General features: G+C 57.6%; 12 protein-coding genes, 1 tRNA gene and 1 pseudogene. 6 read left to right on the top strand and 8 right to left on the bottom strand.

From position 1 onward, the window contains the following. Positions 1-10: 10 nt before the first annotated feature. A pseudogene (locus tag ACT3RW_RS04400) lies at positions 11-901 on the bottom strand (glycerate kinase family protein). A gap of 89 nt (positions 902-990) precedes the next feature. Between ACT3RW_RS04400 and ACT3RW_RS04395 the strand changes: the two are divergent. Next, positions 991-1,818 (top strand): hypothetical protein, encoded by an 828-nt coding sequence (locus ACT3RW_RS04395; protein ID WP_444612942.1) that lies wholly within the window; start codon positions 991-993, stop codon positions 1,816-1,818. Positions 1,819-1,868: 50 nt separating this feature from the next. Here ACT3RW_RS04395 and ACT3RW_RS04390 read toward each other — a convergent pair. The 4 genes from ACT3RW_RS04390 to dusB all read right to left on the bottom strand — a co-directional run bounded on the left by ACT3RW_RS04390 (position 1,869) and on the right by dusB (position 6,406). Beyond that, positions 1,869-1,941: transfer RNA gene (locus ACT3RW_RS04390), tRNA-Asn, on the bottom strand. 54 nt (positions 1,942-1,995) lie between these two features. Next, positions 1,996-3,873, bottom strand: coding sequence for a DNA primase (gene dnaG, locus ACT3RW_RS04385; RefSeq protein ID WP_131090063.1), 1,878 nt, complete (start codon positions 3,871-3,873; stop codon positions 1,996-1,998). Positions 3,874-3,882: 9 nt separating this feature from the next. Beyond that, positions 3,883-5,166, bottom strand: a complete 1,284-nt coding sequence (locus ACT3RW_RS04380; protein ID WP_444612941.1) for a deoxyguanosinetriphosphate triphosphohydrolase — start codon at positions 5,164-5,166, stop codon at positions 3,883-3,885. Positions 5,167-5,221: 55 nt separating this feature from the next. Beyond that, positions 5,222-6,406, bottom strand: a complete 1,185-nt coding sequence (gene dusB / locus ACT3RW_RS04375) for a tRNA dihydrouridine synthase DusB (RefSeq protein WP_444612940.1) — start codon at positions 6,404-6,406, stop codon at positions 5,222-5,224. Positions 6,407-6,509: 103 nt separating this feature from the next. Here dusB and ACT3RW_RS04370 point away from each other — a divergent pair, with 103 nt between their 5' ends. From ACT3RW_RS04370 to ACT3RW_RS04360, 3 genes are read left to right on the top strand one after another with little or no spacing between them, the layout of a single operon-like run. Further along, a complete protein-coding gene (locus ACT3RW_RS04370) occupies positions 6,510-6,977 on the top strand; it encodes a hypothetical protein (protein WP_444612939.1) in 468 nt (155 codons plus the stop codon). Beyond that, positions 6,974-8,569 (top strand): DUF5671 domain-containing protein, encoded by a 1,596-nt coding sequence (locus ACT3RW_RS04365; RefSeq protein ID WP_444612938.1) that lies wholly within the window; start codon positions 6,974-6,976, stop codon positions 8,567-8,569. Before ACT3RW_RS04370 ends, ACT3RW_RS04365 begins: the two co-directional genes overlap by 4 nt. Continuing rightward, entirely contained in the window at positions 8,569-9,132 is a 564-nt protein-coding gene (locus ACT3RW_RS04360; RefSeq protein WP_444612937.1) for an RDD family protein, read from the top strand. The genes ACT3RW_RS04365 and ACT3RW_RS04360 overlap by 1 nt, the downstream gene beginning before the upstream one ends. Here the strand turns inward: ACT3RW_RS04360 and chrA are convergent. Then, a complete protein-coding gene (chrA, locus tag ACT3RW_RS04355) occupies positions 9,110-10,333 on the bottom strand; it encodes a chromate efflux transporter (protein WP_444612936.1) in 1,224 nt (407 codons plus the stop codon). The genes ACT3RW_RS04360 and chrA overlap by 23 nt on opposite strands. Before the next feature lie 531 nt (positions 10,334-10,864). Between chrA and ACT3RW_RS04350 the strand changes: the two genes are divergently transcribed. Next, positions 10,865-11,440 (top strand): hypothetical protein, encoded by a 576-nt coding sequence (locus tag ACT3RW_RS04350; RefSeq protein ID WP_444612935.1) that lies wholly within the window; start codon positions 10,865-10,867, stop codon positions 11,438-11,440. A 166-nt stretch (positions 11,441-11,606) separates the two neighbouring features. Beyond that, positions 11,607-11,894: an integrase core domain-containing protein gene (locus ACT3RW_RS04345; RefSeq protein WP_444612934.1), complete on the top strand. Its 288-nt coding sequence runs from the start codon at positions 11,607-11,609 to the stop codon at positions 11,892-11,894. Between the two features lie 79 nt (positions 11,895-11,973). On the opposite strand, the gene ACT3RW_RS04340 is transcribed toward ACT3RW_RS04345, so the two are convergent. Further along, a complete protein-coding gene (locus tag ACT3RW_RS04340; protein WP_444612933.1) occupies positions 11,974-12,903 on the bottom strand; it encodes a GNAT family N-acetyltransferase in 930 nt (309 codons plus the stop codon). 6 nt (positions 12,904-12,909) lie between these two features. Continuing rightward, entirely contained in the window at positions 12,910-14,295 is a 1,386-nt protein-coding gene (locus tag ACT3RW_RS04335) for a glycine--tRNA ligase (RefSeq protein WP_131090068.1), read from the bottom strand. Positions 14,296-14,332: the final 37 nt, after the last annotated feature.

The following is a 14,332-nucleotide window of genomic DNA, read 5'->3' as shown; positions in this document are numbered from 1 at the left end:
CGCTTTGCGCCTACCACGCAGCCCGCGGGCTAAGCCGCGCGGCTGCCATGGAGGCGCCCAAGATGATAGTGCGCATAAAGCGTTCGGAAGCTTCGATCAGTAACCTCTCCCCGTCATCGACCGCTTCTTGCAGGGTCATTGGGATCGGCATAATAGAAGCGATCGCGTCGATCCCGATGTCATGCACGTCGCGGCAGCCTCGACCCAAGGTTCCGGCGAGCGCCACCACTGGGACTCCGTGTAGCGATGCACGTCGCGCTATCTCGGCTGGGACTTTACCCTTGGGCGTCTGGAAGTCGATGGCTCCTTCGGCGGTAATCACCAGGTCTGCCCCACGCAACATCGAATCCAAATCGATCCCGGCCAATCCCGAGTCCAAGATCGCCTCAAAGCGAGGCACAAGACTCGCACCGACCGCCGCGAGCCCAGCGCCCAGTCCCCCTGAAGCACCGGTTCCCGGTCACGTCGCAAAATCGGTGGAGCGTGCAGTTTCTAAGGCATCACGCCTGAGTACTGAGGCCCAGCGTTCGAACCCGGCAGACATCTGCTCCACCTGCTGTGGCGTAGCGCCCTTCTGCGGCCCGAAGACGCGGGCGACTCCACGTGCACCGGTCAGCACGTTGTGTTGGTTCAGCGCCATGGTGATCTGAATTTTCCCCTCAGCCAAGACTGGGTGTAATCCGTCCAGGTCCAGTCGGTCGATACGGCCCAGGTAATTGCCGCCAGCAGGAACTTCGCGTCCTTGAGCATCAAGAATCTTGGCGTCTAAGGCCTGCAGTGCTCCGGTTCCGCCGTCGGAGGTTCCCGAGTCACCGCAACCCACCAGAATTTTTGTCGCGCCGGCGTCGATGGCCGCCACTATTAGCTCTCCCACGCCGTAGCTCGTGGTGGTGCCCTTCATGTACACAGTTTGGCTTGCGCCCAGCTTAATTTCCGCTGACTGGGCAAGTCCCCTTCGCTAATCTGGCTTCCTCGTACCAGAATGCTGATATGGTTCCCACTAATGAACGCTCTCAAGGTCGCGATACCCTGCGCTATGTGCGCCTCATGTTGCTGGTGGTGCCGTTGCTTTTGGTGGTGGCCATCATCATCTATGGTGTCGTCAACCAAGGCATCGAAGACTCGCTCAGTTCGTACTATTTGGGCCCTGCCCGCGATTTGTTTGTCGCCATGCTGGTGACTACTGGAGCTCTGTTGGTGGTATATAGCGGCGAGGCTCTAGAGGACTACGCCTTAAATTTGGCTGGGTTCTACGCCATGTTTGTCGCTTTGGTCCCGACAAAATTAGGCGAGACGCTTTCCACGCTGGCGCCGGTTGATCAAAACAAGTTGATTCTCTCAGTCCGTGTAGCCATCATCGCCGTTTTGGTCGTGAGCGCCGCGTTTGTCTGGTTGGGTTTTGGAACCAGCCATTCACCTCACAAGGCACTGATGCACAGCTCATTGACGAAAACTTTGGGATGGATCAGCACCATTTTGCTCGCGGTTTTCATTGTGTTGCTGATCTGGCGTGGCATAGAAGGCAAAACCTTCGCCTGGGTTCATGCCAGTGCAGCGTTCTTGCTGATCATTTCAATGGGCATCGCCATCGCCAGCCACCTAGGCCATGCACCAATGTGCCATGAAGATACCAGCGGCGGTACGCCGAATCGCTACCGGATCATTCTGGGACTTATGGCGCTGGGGCTAATGGCCTGGCCGATTCTTCTCATTGCGGGCATTGACGAGGCGCTGTTCATCGTCGAATGGTTCCAGATCGGGCTATTTGCCTACTTCTGGTACGTGGAATCTCGGCGGCTTTGGAACACCGCTGCATAGGAAAATAAAAAAATCCCGACTCGCTGAGCGAGTCGGGATTTTTATGAGAGCTCCTCCAACTGGACTTGAACCAGTAACCCTTCGATTAACAGTCGAATGCTCTGCCAATTGAGCTATGGAGGAATGCAACGAGATATAACTTTACCGAAGATTTTCGCTAATGCAAAATCCTCTCGCTTAGGTCCCCCGCAGGATCCTTCGGCGCATCTCCAGCTCCATCAATTCCCTATTGATCTGGGCATATTCTTCACCTTCTGGCTCCATCTCGGCGCGCTGCAAACGCCCGATCAGCTCAGCCTTACGGTGTGTGATTTGAAGCTCAATCAAACCGTTGATGATGTCTGCGCAATAGCGGTTCAGGCTGTGCTCGTCCTGGGCCGGAATGCTGGTCACCGCCAACTCCGACACGAAGCTACGCAGCTGCTCTGGCACCTCATCGCGGATCACCTCGACCCATGAGGTTGCAGAAGCACCGGCGCTTGAAGCCGCGACAATCCCGTCGTGTACCGCCGAGTGGGCCGGAGCCATAAAACGTGCCTCGAAGAAGGCCTGCCACTGCTCATCGACCAAACGCTGTGGCTGCTGGATGACAACTTCCAGGGCCTGGCGCTCCAAACGCATCACGGGATCACGATGATCCGGGCGTTCAAAGGCAGGGGCTGACACCTGCTGCTCGTTACCCGCCGCCGGAACCGGAACTTGCTGGTCAGCATTTTTAGGTAGTCGGGCGCGCTTAATGGATGCACCCACGGAACGGTTCACGTCCTCGTTGTTCATCCCTAGCCAGCCGGCCAGTTCTCGCGCGTACGCAGGACGGATCGCCGAGTCCTTGATCGCAGCAACGATCGGCGCGGTCTGCCGCAAAGCCTGCACACGCCCCTCCACCGTATTGAGGTTGAACTTTTTCAGCTCGGCACGGATCGCAAATTCAAACAGCGGACGCTTAAGCTCAATGAGCTCACGCACTGCCTCATCGCCGCGGTGCAACCGCAGATCGCAGGGGTCAGCTCCGCTGGGTTCAACACAGACATAGGTTTGGGCGATAAAACGCTGGTCTTCCTCAAAGGCACGTAGCGCGGCCTTCTGCCCAGCAGCGTCACCATCAAACGTGAAAATCACTTCACCGCCGGTGCCATCATCTTGCAGCAAACGACGGGCAATTTTAATGTGGTCGGTGCCAAAAGCGGTGCCACAGGTGGCCACCGCGGTGGTGATGCCAGCCAAATGGCAGGCCATCACGTCGGTGTACCCTTCCACAACCACGATCTGCCGATTTTTGGAGATCTGCTTTTTGGCCAGGTCCAGGCCATAGAGCACCTGAGACTTCTTATATAGGGAGGTCTCCGGAGTGTTCAGATATTTCGGGCCTTGGTCATCGTCGTACAGTTTGCGCGCGCCAAAACCGATGGTCGCTCCGGACAGGTCGCGGATTGGCCACATGACACGTCCGCGGAACCGGTCGTAAATCCCTCGGTTGCCTTCCGAGAACATTCCGGTCAGCTTCAATTCCTCATCCGCAAAACCCTTGGAACGCAGGTGCTTAAGCAATGCGTCCCAGCCCTTGGGCGCGTATCCTACCGAAAATTGTGTGGTGACTTCAGCGTCAAATCCACGACCGGTCAAAAATTCGCGGCCCTTGGCCCCTTCTTCGGTGGCTAGCTGGGCGCGGAAAAATTCTTCGGCGATCTTGTGTGCGTCCACCAGGCGCTGGCGTTTGCCGTAGTCTTCACGGCGCGGGCCTGGACCGCCATCTTCATAGTGCAGTTCATAGTTGATCCGGGCAGCGAGCAGCTCCACGGTCTCGGTGAACGAGGAGTGGTCCATCTTTTGAATGAAGGCGATGACGTCGCCCGACTCACCACAACCGAAGCAGTGGAAGGTGCCTAGTTGCGGGCGAATATGGAAGGACGGGCTGCGCTCGTCGTGGAAAGGGCACAGGCCTTTATACGAGCCGATGCCCGCGGATTTGAGCGTGACATAAGATTCAACGACCTCGCGCAAGTCACTGCGGTTGCGCACCTCGTCGATATCTTCACGCTTGATCAGCCCTGCCATGATTCCCTTCTAAAACAGTTGTGCTTCAGGGGCTTCGCCCTTGACCAGATATGAGTGCCACTCGGTGGCTGAAATGTCGGTGAGCGAAGCGACCTGGTCGATCACAACGCGCAGCTGGGCTGCCTCATCGGCCGCATCTTCCCAGTCCGCAGCAAAAATTGGCTCCAGATTATCCCTACCCGTTTCAACAAGCAGTTCTACCAGCTGGGTCAGCAAGGTGCGCTGGTCCAGATACAGCGGCTGGCGTACCTCGGAGGTCATCACGTAGCTGGCGGCGATACCCTTCATCACCGCAATTTCATGCTGGGTTTCTTCGGGCACAATCAAGCTTGCGTTGTAACGGGTGAGGTTTCCGGTGCCGTAGCGGGTGCGCGTGGCATCCATGGCGGCGGCTGCGAAGCGACCAATAAACTGGCTGGTCATATCCTTCAGGCCAGCCATGGATCGCCGGGACCCATCAAAGTGTGAAACCCATTCGTCGCTGGACTCTAACCGGCGCAACGCCGCCTCAATGTCGGCCTCATCGGTCACCGGCAGGTACCAGTCCCTGGTGACCTGCAGGGCGCGTTCGCGTGGCAGATCCTGCTTGAGCCAACGAAGCTGTAGCTGGCCACCAACGATGGCGTCTTCCACGTCGTGCACCGAGTAGGAAATGTCATCGGCGAGGTCCATGACCTGGCCTTCCATGCAGACCACGCCGGACGCAGCTTCGGGCACATTGCGCAGCCAGTTGAAGATCGGGGCATCATCTTCATATACGCCGAACTTCTTGGTCTTTTTGCCGTTAACTTCCGGCGCATCGGCCTTCAGCCATGGGTATTTGCAGGCCGCATCAAGGGAGGCCCGCGAAAGATTCAGTCCGGCCGAATGCCCGTTGTGCCTGAAGGTTTTTGTTTCCAGCCGGGTGAGCAGGCGCAGAGTTTGGGCGTTGCCTTCAAATCCGCCGATCCCGGCAGCCAATTGATCCAGCGCTACTTCCCCGTTGTGTCCAAAGGGCGGATGGCCTAGATCATGGGCGAGGCAGGCGGTATCCACCACATCCGGGTCGCAGCCCAAGGCCGCCCCGAGCTCTCGTCCCACCTGGGCAACTTCCAACGAGTGGGTTAGCCGGTTGCGCACAAAGTCATTCTGATTGGGCGCGACCACCTGGGTTTTGGCGCTCAACCGGCGCAGCGCCGAAGAGTGCAGCACGCGGGCACGGTCGCGCTCAAAAGCGGTACGGTAGGACTTTTTAGCTGGCTCGGGCACCCACCGTTGCGAATCGGCTTCGGTATATCCGGGGATCTGAGTCATGTTACCTAGTCTAGTGACACTTTGGCCTGCACACTGCGTTATCCACCAGTGGCGATTAACCGCCGGAAACGTCGAGCTCTGCGGCCTTGATCATTTCGCGATGCGCATCGCTCATCTCGCGGTTATCCAACCAGCCGTCGGGCACGTGAGTCTTCTTGGGGTGACCGGCACGCCCACGGGTACCTTCGGCGGCATCCCCGGGGTATGGCAAGTCAAGATCCAGCTGGTCCAACAGCTCACGAAGCACTGCCAAGGATGGCACCTGGGCCAGCTGCGAACGGATTTCTCCGCCCACTGGGTAGCCCTTAAAGTACCAGGCGATGTGCTTGCGGATATCGCGCATGCCCTTGCCCTCATCCTCGAAGAATTCGGTCAGTAGCTGGCCATGACGGTACACGGTGTCAGCGACCTTGCGCACGCCGGGACGGAAGCGATCCGAGCGGCCCTCAAAAGCGGCCTGCAGGTCACCAAAAATCCATGGTCGGCCCTGGCAGCCGCGTCCCACCATCACGCCGGCAGCACCGGTCTGTTCGACCATATTGATCGCATCTTCGGCGCTGAAAATATCGCCGTTGCCTAGCACTGGCATGTCATCCATGGCTTCGCGCAGGGTGGTGATTGCGTCCCAGTCCGAGTGGCCGGCGTAGTACTGGCCCGCGGTGCGCGCGTGCAGGGTTACTGCTGCGGCGCCATGATCGCGGGCGATCTTGGCGGACTCCAGATAGGTCAGGTGGTCCTTGTCGATACCGGTGCGTACCTTTACGGTCAGCGGTATATCGCCCTTGGCAGCCTCGGAGGTAGCAGCCTCAATAATCGAGGTGAACAAGTCGGTCTTCCATGGAAGGGCCGAGCCGCCACCCTTGCGGGTCACCTTGGGCACCGGGCAGCCGAAGTTCAGATCCACGTGATCGGCGAGGTTCTCATCCACCACCATGCGCACTGCCGCACGCACGGTTCCTGGGTCCACACCGTAGATCTGGATGGAGCGAATCTCTTCGTCCGGATCGTGCGAAATGATGCGCAACGACTCTGGGTTGCGTTCCACCAACGCGCGGGCGGTCACCATTTCGGTGACAAATAGCCCGCCGCCGTATTCGCGGCACAGCCGGCGGAAGGCGCGGTTGGTCACCCCAGCCATGGGCGCAAGAACCACCGGGGTATTAATGGTGAGCTTGCCCAGCTGCAAAGGTGGCAGCTTCAAAGTTGGGGTGTCATTCGGTGCATCAGTCAGGATCGTCACCTATCCATTATTGCCGATGGCAGCAAATTCCGCGCTGAGATCTTGATCAAACCGCAATCTCGCACCACTGGTTTATCCATCAGCAATATCAGAAAATTAGGCTATGACCAGTTTTTCCGTGCCGGCCAAGGGTGCTTTGATCACCCTGGTGGCGGTGAGTGTGGGCTTGATAATACTCGCGGCGATCGTAGTTTCACTGCGCCCGGCCCCACCACTGCGTGACGCGGACACCCCGGTGGGCGTCATCCAGCGTTATGTCTTGGCCTATCAGTCCGCGGATTTGGCCACGGCACAGGGGCTTGTCGAGAACGGAAAAGACAAGCAGGACTGCAATTACTACGAACCGCAGAAGGCCAGTGCTCAGGTGAATTTGCTGCGCGAAGTGACCACGGATCGCAGCTCCACCATCACCGTATCCATCACCTACGCCACCGACGGCGCGCTGCTTATCGATCCCTTCGAGGCTCAGGAGAACTTCGAACTGGCGAAAATCGACGGCGCCTGGCTGATCACCGCCGCCCCGTGGCAAATGAGCCTGTGCACCAAAGAGGAATTGGGGCTCACACCATGAGCACACGCACCGCCAGCGCCCTGCGCGCCCTCATCCAGCACGGTTTGCTCATGCTCCTGCTGCTACTTTTGGGCACCGGGCTGTCATTACTGATCAGCATGGGTTTGAGTGCTCCAGCGGTGAATGATGACCGTCAGCTTCTGTTGGCCACCGCGCTGGCCTTCACTATCATCCCCGGACCGTTGGTGTGGGCGCTGTGGTTATGGATCCGCAAGAAGCTTTTGAACGCCGAGCCCACCGAGGCGGCGATCTGGTCCCTGCAGGGATCGGCGGTCTATCTGATTGCCCTGGTGATCTCTTCCACCGCTGTGTTGCAGCTGCTCGGTAGCCTGATAGGCGGTGGCGCATCACAGGGCTGGCAAGATCAGGTTGGTCTGGTCCTTGGCTGGGGTGCGATCGGGCTCTGGCAGTTCAAGATGCTTACCACGCCAAAGTATGTGCCAAGCGAACTCCCCCACCTGGCTGTGACCCTCGGCAACGCCTACGCCCTGGTGCTGGCAGGATATTCGCTGGTGGTGGCACTACGCACCGCACTTGAGCTGGTCTTTGTTCCACAGGCCATTTTGGTCGGTCAAGGACCACTGCCTCGCTTGCTGGGCGCGGTGATCTGGGTTTTAGGCGCGAGCATACTGTGGCTCTGGCATTGGAAAATGCTACAAGTCCAGAAACTGCGCGATATCTTCGCCTCCTTCGTAGTGATGTTGCTCGGCGTCGCTCTGGCCGCCCTAACCGCATTATTGGCCGCCGCTGCGACGCTGAATATCATCCTCCCGTTGCCCTGGGATTCCACCGCCATGGGTGATCGATTCGCCAGTTTCGGCCCGCTGGCCATCTCCGCGCTACTGACGGGCGCGATTTTCTGGATGTATCACCACGGGCAACTTGCCGGCCGGTCACCACTAGTTACTCGCGTATCCCGCCAGATCATTAGCGGTATCTCGCTGGCGATACTGGCCAGTGGCCTGGGCATGGTCGTCAACGCACTGCTGGCTTCCATCAGCTCCCCGCTGAATACCGACACCGCACCGGCGGTATTACGCACCGGCATTGCGTTGGTCTTGGTGGGCACCGTGTTCTGGGTGACGTACTTCCAGCCTGGTTCCCAGTCCGAACCTGAATCTCGTCGCGTGTACCTGGTGCTGTTCTTCGGCGTCAGTGCCGTTGTTGCCTTGGTGGCACTGCTGATTGTCGGCTATCGGGTCTTCGAAATGCTGGTGGGTGCAGCCAGCCCTGCGTTGAATATGCTGGACTATATCCGCGCCCCACTGGGCTGGTTGCTGGCGACCGTGGGCGTTTCGGCCTATCACTTCGCACTGTGGAAATCGGACCGGGAGAAGCTCACTCCGCTAGAACCTGAGGCGCGCCGAAGGCTGATCCTCGTAGCACCGCAGGGCAGTGAGCAGTTGTTATCCGCCCTACAGCTCACCGAAGGTTTGGAAGTACGGTGGATCGTCTCAAGCCATCCGCCGTTGCCCGAAGAATGGGGTGACGAACTGACCAATCGCCTCTTAGAAGCGCTGGCCACCCATTCCGGATCGCTCTTAGCCGTGGCCGATGAACAAGGCCAGTTCAACTTCACCCCGCTGGCATGATGACAAAGCAACGCGCAACGAGACCGAGTTTTGTCAGCCGGGTACTGGCTTCGCTCGTGGACTACTTGGTGATCCTCGGGTGGATGTTGGTGCTCGCGGTGATCACCACGTTGCTGTGGCTAGTGACCGGTGAGTTCTACAACTGGCTCCAGCTAGGCGTGGCCGGGGCACAACTTTTGGGTTTCCTCGTACTGGTATTACCCGTGGGGATCTACCTGTTCCTCAGTGAAGCTTCCCCAGCTGCCGCCACGCTCGGCAAACGCCGAATGCGCCTACACGTTGTTAACCGGCGCACCGGCGGCCGAGCATCCACGGCGCAGATTTTGCTACGCACCGTCACCAAGCTATTGCCATGGGAGATCGCGCACTTTAGTGTCTGGAACTTCGTGGCCATTGCGTCCACCGGCAGCACCGAATTCCCGTCCTGGCTTTATGCGGTGGCTATTTTCGCTGACCTCTTACCGGTGCTCTACCTGCTGCTGGTTGCCTTTGAAGCTGAGGGTCGCGCACCACATGATCTGATCGCCGGCACCAGGGTCGTTAAGCTCCAACCAGCTCCATAAGCACCCCGCCCAGCGCCCCAATCACCACCACGCTCCACGGCGGAAGCTTCCAAGACACCAGCAACACAAAGCACAGCAGGCCCAATGCGCACTGCCCCGGCCCGGTCACCGCGCTGGTAAACACCGGCGAGTACAAGGCGGCCGCCAGAATTCCTACCACCGCGGCATTCGCTCCACGCATCAAGGCCTGCACCCGGCGATGACCTGCCACAAGATTCCAGAAGGGCAAGACCCCTACCAGCAGCAAGAAGCCGGGAAGGAAGATCGCACACAGCGCAATCGAGGCACCCAACACCCCACCGGGTCCCACCGTGCTGATCGCCCCCAAATAAGCAGCGATGGTAAACAACGGTCCCGGCACAGCCTGCGCCACGCCGTAGCCGGCCAAGAAATTCTGGTTCGGCACCCAACCGGTGTCCACTACGGCCCCTTGCAACAGGGGTAGCACCACGTGCCCGCCACCAAAAACCAGGGCACCGGAGCGGTAGAACGCGTCGAAGAGCGCTAGGGAGTCCCACCCTGCCACCGATACCACTATCGGGGTACCCACCAGCAATAAGAACAGGACGGTCAGGCTCAAAATTCCGGTACGTCGACTCACCGCAAATCGCAGTGGCACCACAGCATCCGTTGCCCGCGCCGCTGGCGGGACCCGGCACAAAAAGTAGCCGGCGATCAGACCCAACACGATCGCCAGCACCTGTCCCAGACTCCCACCCAACAGCAGTGCGGCCAGCGCTGCCACCACCGCGATTGACGCCCGGGTAGCATCCGGTGTCAGACTTTTGGCCATGCCCAGTACCGCCTGAGCGATGATCGCCACAGCGACAATCTTCAGCCCAGAGAGCATCCCGTGCCCGATCGTTCCGGAGAACAGTGAGGCACCGTAAGCAAAGAGTGTCAGTATCGCCGCCGAGGGCAGCGTGAAGGCAAGAAAAGCGGCCAGTGCGCCACGCAGTCCGGCACGATACAGGCCCAAGGCAAACCCGACTTGGCTAGAGGCCGGGCCAGGAAGAAATTGGCACAGCGCCACCAACTGGGCATACTGCTCGTCGTTCACCCATCGGCGACGTTCGCTCAACTCGGTGCGGAAGTAACCCAAATGCGCGATGGGGCCACCAAAAGAAGTTAACCCCAGCTTCAAGAAGACGCGAAAAACTTCCCCGGCCGAGCCATGAGTGGCCTGTTGCTTACTGCTCATGGATTCACCCTAGTCGGGCAAGAATAACTGCAGGTAAACAACAACGGGACCCAGTTCATTCTGGGGCGCCTTCATGGCCTTTAACTACTCCATGGGCAACCCCGCAGACCTGAGCATCTGGATCTTTGCCGGTGCAAACGTGCTTTTCTTCCCCCTGGCCCGGGAAACATACTTCTGCCTGACCGACCTACTCCGCGACGGACTAGTCGGAATCTTGCTCTGGGGGGCAACTCTTCCTCATTGCCCTGGCACTGCGAATTATGGTCTTCTTGCTGCTCAACTTCATGGCCGTACCCCTGGGCATCCTCGGATTCTTCTATCTGGCCATCCAAAAAGCCAAAGGCAACGGCTACCGAGTCATCGCCTAGCGGCAGTAGAGCGTTGAACACTTTGGAATCATTTAGTCCAAAGAGCAAAGTAAGTTGCCATCTAATCTTAAAAGTTACAAGATTCACATAAATTTTAGTCAGAACGGCACTTTACGGTGTAGCCTTTTGCTCATTATTCGTAAATCTGAGTTAGAGATAAGTTATGAAACCAAATCATTCACTTGGCACTCGCTCTAAAGCCGGGGTAACGGCTTTAGTGCTTGCCTCGCCGCTACTTTTCACAGCATGCACGGAGGCTCCAGCTGAACCATCAGCCAACCCCTCTGCTGCAACGGCAACGGCGGAAAGCCCCGAGAAGACAGCCGAAATTGAGGAAGTTCAATCAGTCTATGAATCATTTGACCCTGCCCGTCTCACTGAACTCACTAAGAAGCGCAACGACGAATCTTCTGATCCTGAACTGATATTTGTCACTCAAGGATTAATTGAGCCGGACGGTGAGTTGAGCATCCCAAGTATCTCTGGGAAGAACAAGAAGTCGTTGCTTGTTTCTTACATGTGTCGTACTTCCGATGAAAAAGGAGATCTTTGGCGTGTTGACTTCAGTGCAGATTCTGAACCATTGAAATCAGGTATTCAATCGGATTCTTGTACAAAAAATTCTGTTGAAATGTTCACCACAAGAGCACTAAGCCCAACAGAGTTACCCGACGCTCTGGACGTTACGGGGAGAGTTGAGCTTGCTGTGTCTATTTTCGAAATTGAGGAAACAAAATGAAGCCACTACACAGAATTCTGGCATTAGGGGCTTCAGCTCTGCTGGTATCAGGAATTGCTTTCCAGCAGCAGCTGCGGATAACAAAGGTTACCTCGACATCGCATCCTCCGCGTCGTGTAGTGAGGTAGAAAATCATGCAAGCGTTTCAAAAGGCAAGGCAGTCTTCATGGCTGGCTCCTACCCAAAGAAATGGCTCGATCCAGGCGTATCCTACAAAATCACCAAAGGCTCAAGCACAACTGTTGGCCGAACATCAACAGGAGGTGCCTCACTCGAAGTGTATGAAGTTGCTAATCTCAAGTCAGAGATGTTTCATGGAGAGCATTTCGCAGATTTTGCGGAGCTCAAAGTGGAGATTGAAGCATATATCGATTGGTACAACAGCAGTCGTCGTCAGGAACGACTGAAGGGTATGACTCCGATGGAATATCGGTGTCATACCCTTGCAGCCTGAGCAGGACTATTATTTAGTGAGTCCAACTTCCGGACCCAGTTCAAGTTTCTGTACTGGGTCCCGTTGCGATTCTTAGGCGCTAGGCAACTGCGTCGCTGGCCAGAATATGCGTTGTCGAAATGACCGTTGCTTGTTCAACACCAGCCAAGGCATCAATCAGCGAAGCCAGGATGAACATCGAGGAGTCCACTTCCAACTTCACTGGGTACTGATAGATCAGCATCGCGACCATATCGCGAACAGCCTCGGCTACTTCTTCTTCGGAGAAGGCAGGATTGTGGCCCACCAAAACATCCGAGGGAGCATCCTCGCGAGCCGGAACGTAGCTGACTGCAAAGGCCAGCGGCACTCCGCCTTCACTCCTAGGCTTATCGCGCAACACCAATGCCCCCTGGGCGCCGGTGTGCTCGTCCAACAGCATGCGCTGGGCCGAACCCACGGTCATCTTGGACGGATCCCACTGCTCATGGACCTCGTTATAGAAGTCCATGACCAGCTTGGTCAGCTCAACGCTACCGGTAGACAGATCCTCGATCACCCGATCGTTGGTGTCGAACACCGGTTCCGCCAAGGCACCTGGCTCCAAGATCACGTCGCGGGACACCTGAATTTCGTTCAGCCCCAGCGCCTTGCAGAAAGCTGCTGCCGCCTCGGCCGGATCGCCCGGGGTCACCGTGTAGCGAGCCTTGAGCTGCTGGGCTTGATCGGCCGGAATCTGCTTGCGCAGCTGCTGAACCAACGCGGTGGCTACACCGCTTCGACGCTGCTCGGAGGCAACTTCGACGTAAAGCCACAAACGCTGTGGGTGTAACGAGGAGGCAAACACCACACCAGCGCCGATGGCCACGCCATCAACGGTGGCTACCAGCGTGCGAGAGAACGGCGCGTCGCTGTTCTCGCGCAGCATGGTGCGGTCCTGATGGGCCTGCGGCGAGCGCGGATCACCAAAAACCTGTAGCAGTTCCAGGTCATCGCCTATGCGCCAGTCACGGAATTCCAGTTCGTTCATCGGGCTCTAGGCTCCGTTCAGACGCTCGGAAAGGTAGGCGGTGACCTGGTCCAAGGAAACACGTTCCTGAGCCATGGTGTCGCGCTCGCGAATGGTCACAGCCTGATCATCGAGGGTATCGAAGTCCACGGTGATGCAGAACGGGGTACCGATCTCATCCTGACGGCGGTAACGGCGACCGATCGCACCGGCATCATCGAAGTCGATGTTCCAGCGCTTGCGCAGCTCGGCAGCCAGTGCCTTGGCCTTTGGCGAAAGGTTCTCGTTGCGGCTTAGTGGCAAGACGGCAGCCTTGACCGGAGCCAGACGTGGGTCCAGCTTCAGCACGGTGCGCTTGTCCACGCCACCCTTGGTGTTTGGTGCTTCATCCTCGGTGTACGCATCAACCAAGAACGCCATCATCGAACGGGTCAAACCGAAGGAAGGCTCGATCACGTAAGGGGTGTATCGTTCGCCGGTGGACTGGTTGAAGTACGAGAGTTCAGCGCCCGAAGCTTTAGCGTGGCTGGACAGGTCGTAGTCGGTGCGGTTGGCAACACCCATCAGCTCGCCCCACTCTGAACCCTGGAAACCGAAACGGTATTCAAAGTCGATGGTGCCGGCTGAGTAGTGTGCGCGCTCGTCTTCTGGCACGTCGAACTGGCGCAGGTTTTCTTCCTTGATGCCCAGATCCAGGAACCATGCCCAGCAGTCAGTTACCCACTGATCGAAGAACTTCGGTGCATCTTCTGGAGCGGTGAAGAACTCGATTTCCATTTGCTCAAACTCGCGAGTACGGAAGATGAAGTTACCTGGGGTGATTTCGTTACGGAAGGCCTTACCGACTTGGCCGATACCAAATGGTGGCTTTTTACGTGATGCGGTGAGCACGTTGGCGAAGTTCACGAAGATGCCCTGAGCAGTCTCTGGACGCATGAAGGCCAGGCCAGCTTCGGTATCTACTGGGCCCAAGAAGGTCTTCATCAGGCCTGAGAAATTCTGCGGTTCGGTGAACTGTCCCTTGGTGCCGCAATCAGGGCAAGCGATCTCGCTCATGCCGTCCTTAGCTGGACGTCCCTTCTTGGCTTCAAAGGCCTCAATCAGGTGATCCTGGCGGTGACGCTTGTGGCACTGGATGCACTCGACCAGTGGATCGGTGAAGGTAGCCACGTGTCCCGATGCTTCCCAGACTGCCTTTGGCAAGATGATCGACGAGTCCAGACCCACCATGTCTTCGCGTCCGCGGACAAAGTTCTGCCACCACTCGCGCTTGATGTTTTCTTTGAGTTCAGTACCCAGGGGTCCGTAATCCCATGCGGAACGGGAACCACCGTAAATTTCACCAGCCTGGAAAACGAATCCTCGACGCTTTGCGAGGGAAATTACCTGGTCTAGCTTGGACTGTGGCGCCATATCAACTCCAATGGAAATTACGAGGCCGCTGGTTGCG

The organism is Glutamicibacter sp. AOP5-A2-18, from assembly GCF_052446055.1.
In the GTDB taxonomy this organism is placed as follows: domain Bacteria; phylum Actinomycetota; class Actinomycetes; order Actinomycetales; family Micrococcaceae; genus Glutamicibacter.
This window is presented reverse-complemented; position numbering and strand designations above follow the sequence as displayed.

Excerpts from the sequence above, each read along its gene's own strand:
- ACT3RW_RS04395 (WP_444612942.1), top strand. The coding sequence starts at position 991 with ATGGTTCCCACTAATGAACGCTCTCAAGGTCGCGATACCCTGCGCTAT.
- dnaG (WP_131090063.1), bottom strand. The coding sequence starts at position 3,873 with ATGGCAGGGCTGATCAAGCGTGAAGATATCGACGAGGTGCGCAACCGC.
- ACT3RW_RS04380 (WP_444612941.1), bottom strand. The coding sequence starts at position 5,166 with ATGACTCAGATCCCCGGATATACCGAAGCCGATTCGCAACGGTGGGTG.
- ACT3RW_RS04370 (WP_444612939.1), top strand. The coding sequence starts at position 6,510 with ATGACCAGTTTTTCCGTGCCGGCCAAGGGTGCTTTGATCACCCTGGTG.
- ACT3RW_RS04365 (WP_444612938.1), top strand. The coding sequence starts at position 6,974 with ATGAGCACACGCACCGCCAGCGCCCTGCGCGCCCTCATCCAGCACGGT.
- ACT3RW_RS04360 (WP_444612937.1), top strand. The coding sequence starts at position 8,569 with ATGACAAAGCAACGCGCAACGAGACCGAGTTTTGTCAGCCGGGTACTG.
- chrA (WP_444612936.1), bottom strand. The coding sequence starts at position 10,333 with ATGAGCAGTAAGCAACAGGCCACTCATGGCTCGGCCGGGGAAGTTTTT.
- ACT3RW_RS04350 (WP_444612935.1), top strand. The coding sequence starts at position 10,865 with ATGAAACCAAATCATTCACTTGGCACTCGCTCTAAAGCCGGGGTAACG.
- ACT3RW_RS04345 (WP_444612934.1), top strand. The coding sequence starts at position 11,607 with ATGGCTGGCTCCTACCCAAAGAAATGGCTCGATCCAGGCGTATCCTAC.
- ACT3RW_RS04340 (WP_444612933.1), bottom strand. The coding sequence starts at position 12,903 with ATGAACGAACTGGAATTCCGTGACTGGCGCATAGGCGATGACCTGGAA.
- ACT3RW_RS04335 (WP_131090068.1), bottom strand. The coding sequence starts at position 14,295 with ATGGCGCCACAGTCCAAGCTAGACCAGGTAATTTCCCTCGCAAAGCGT.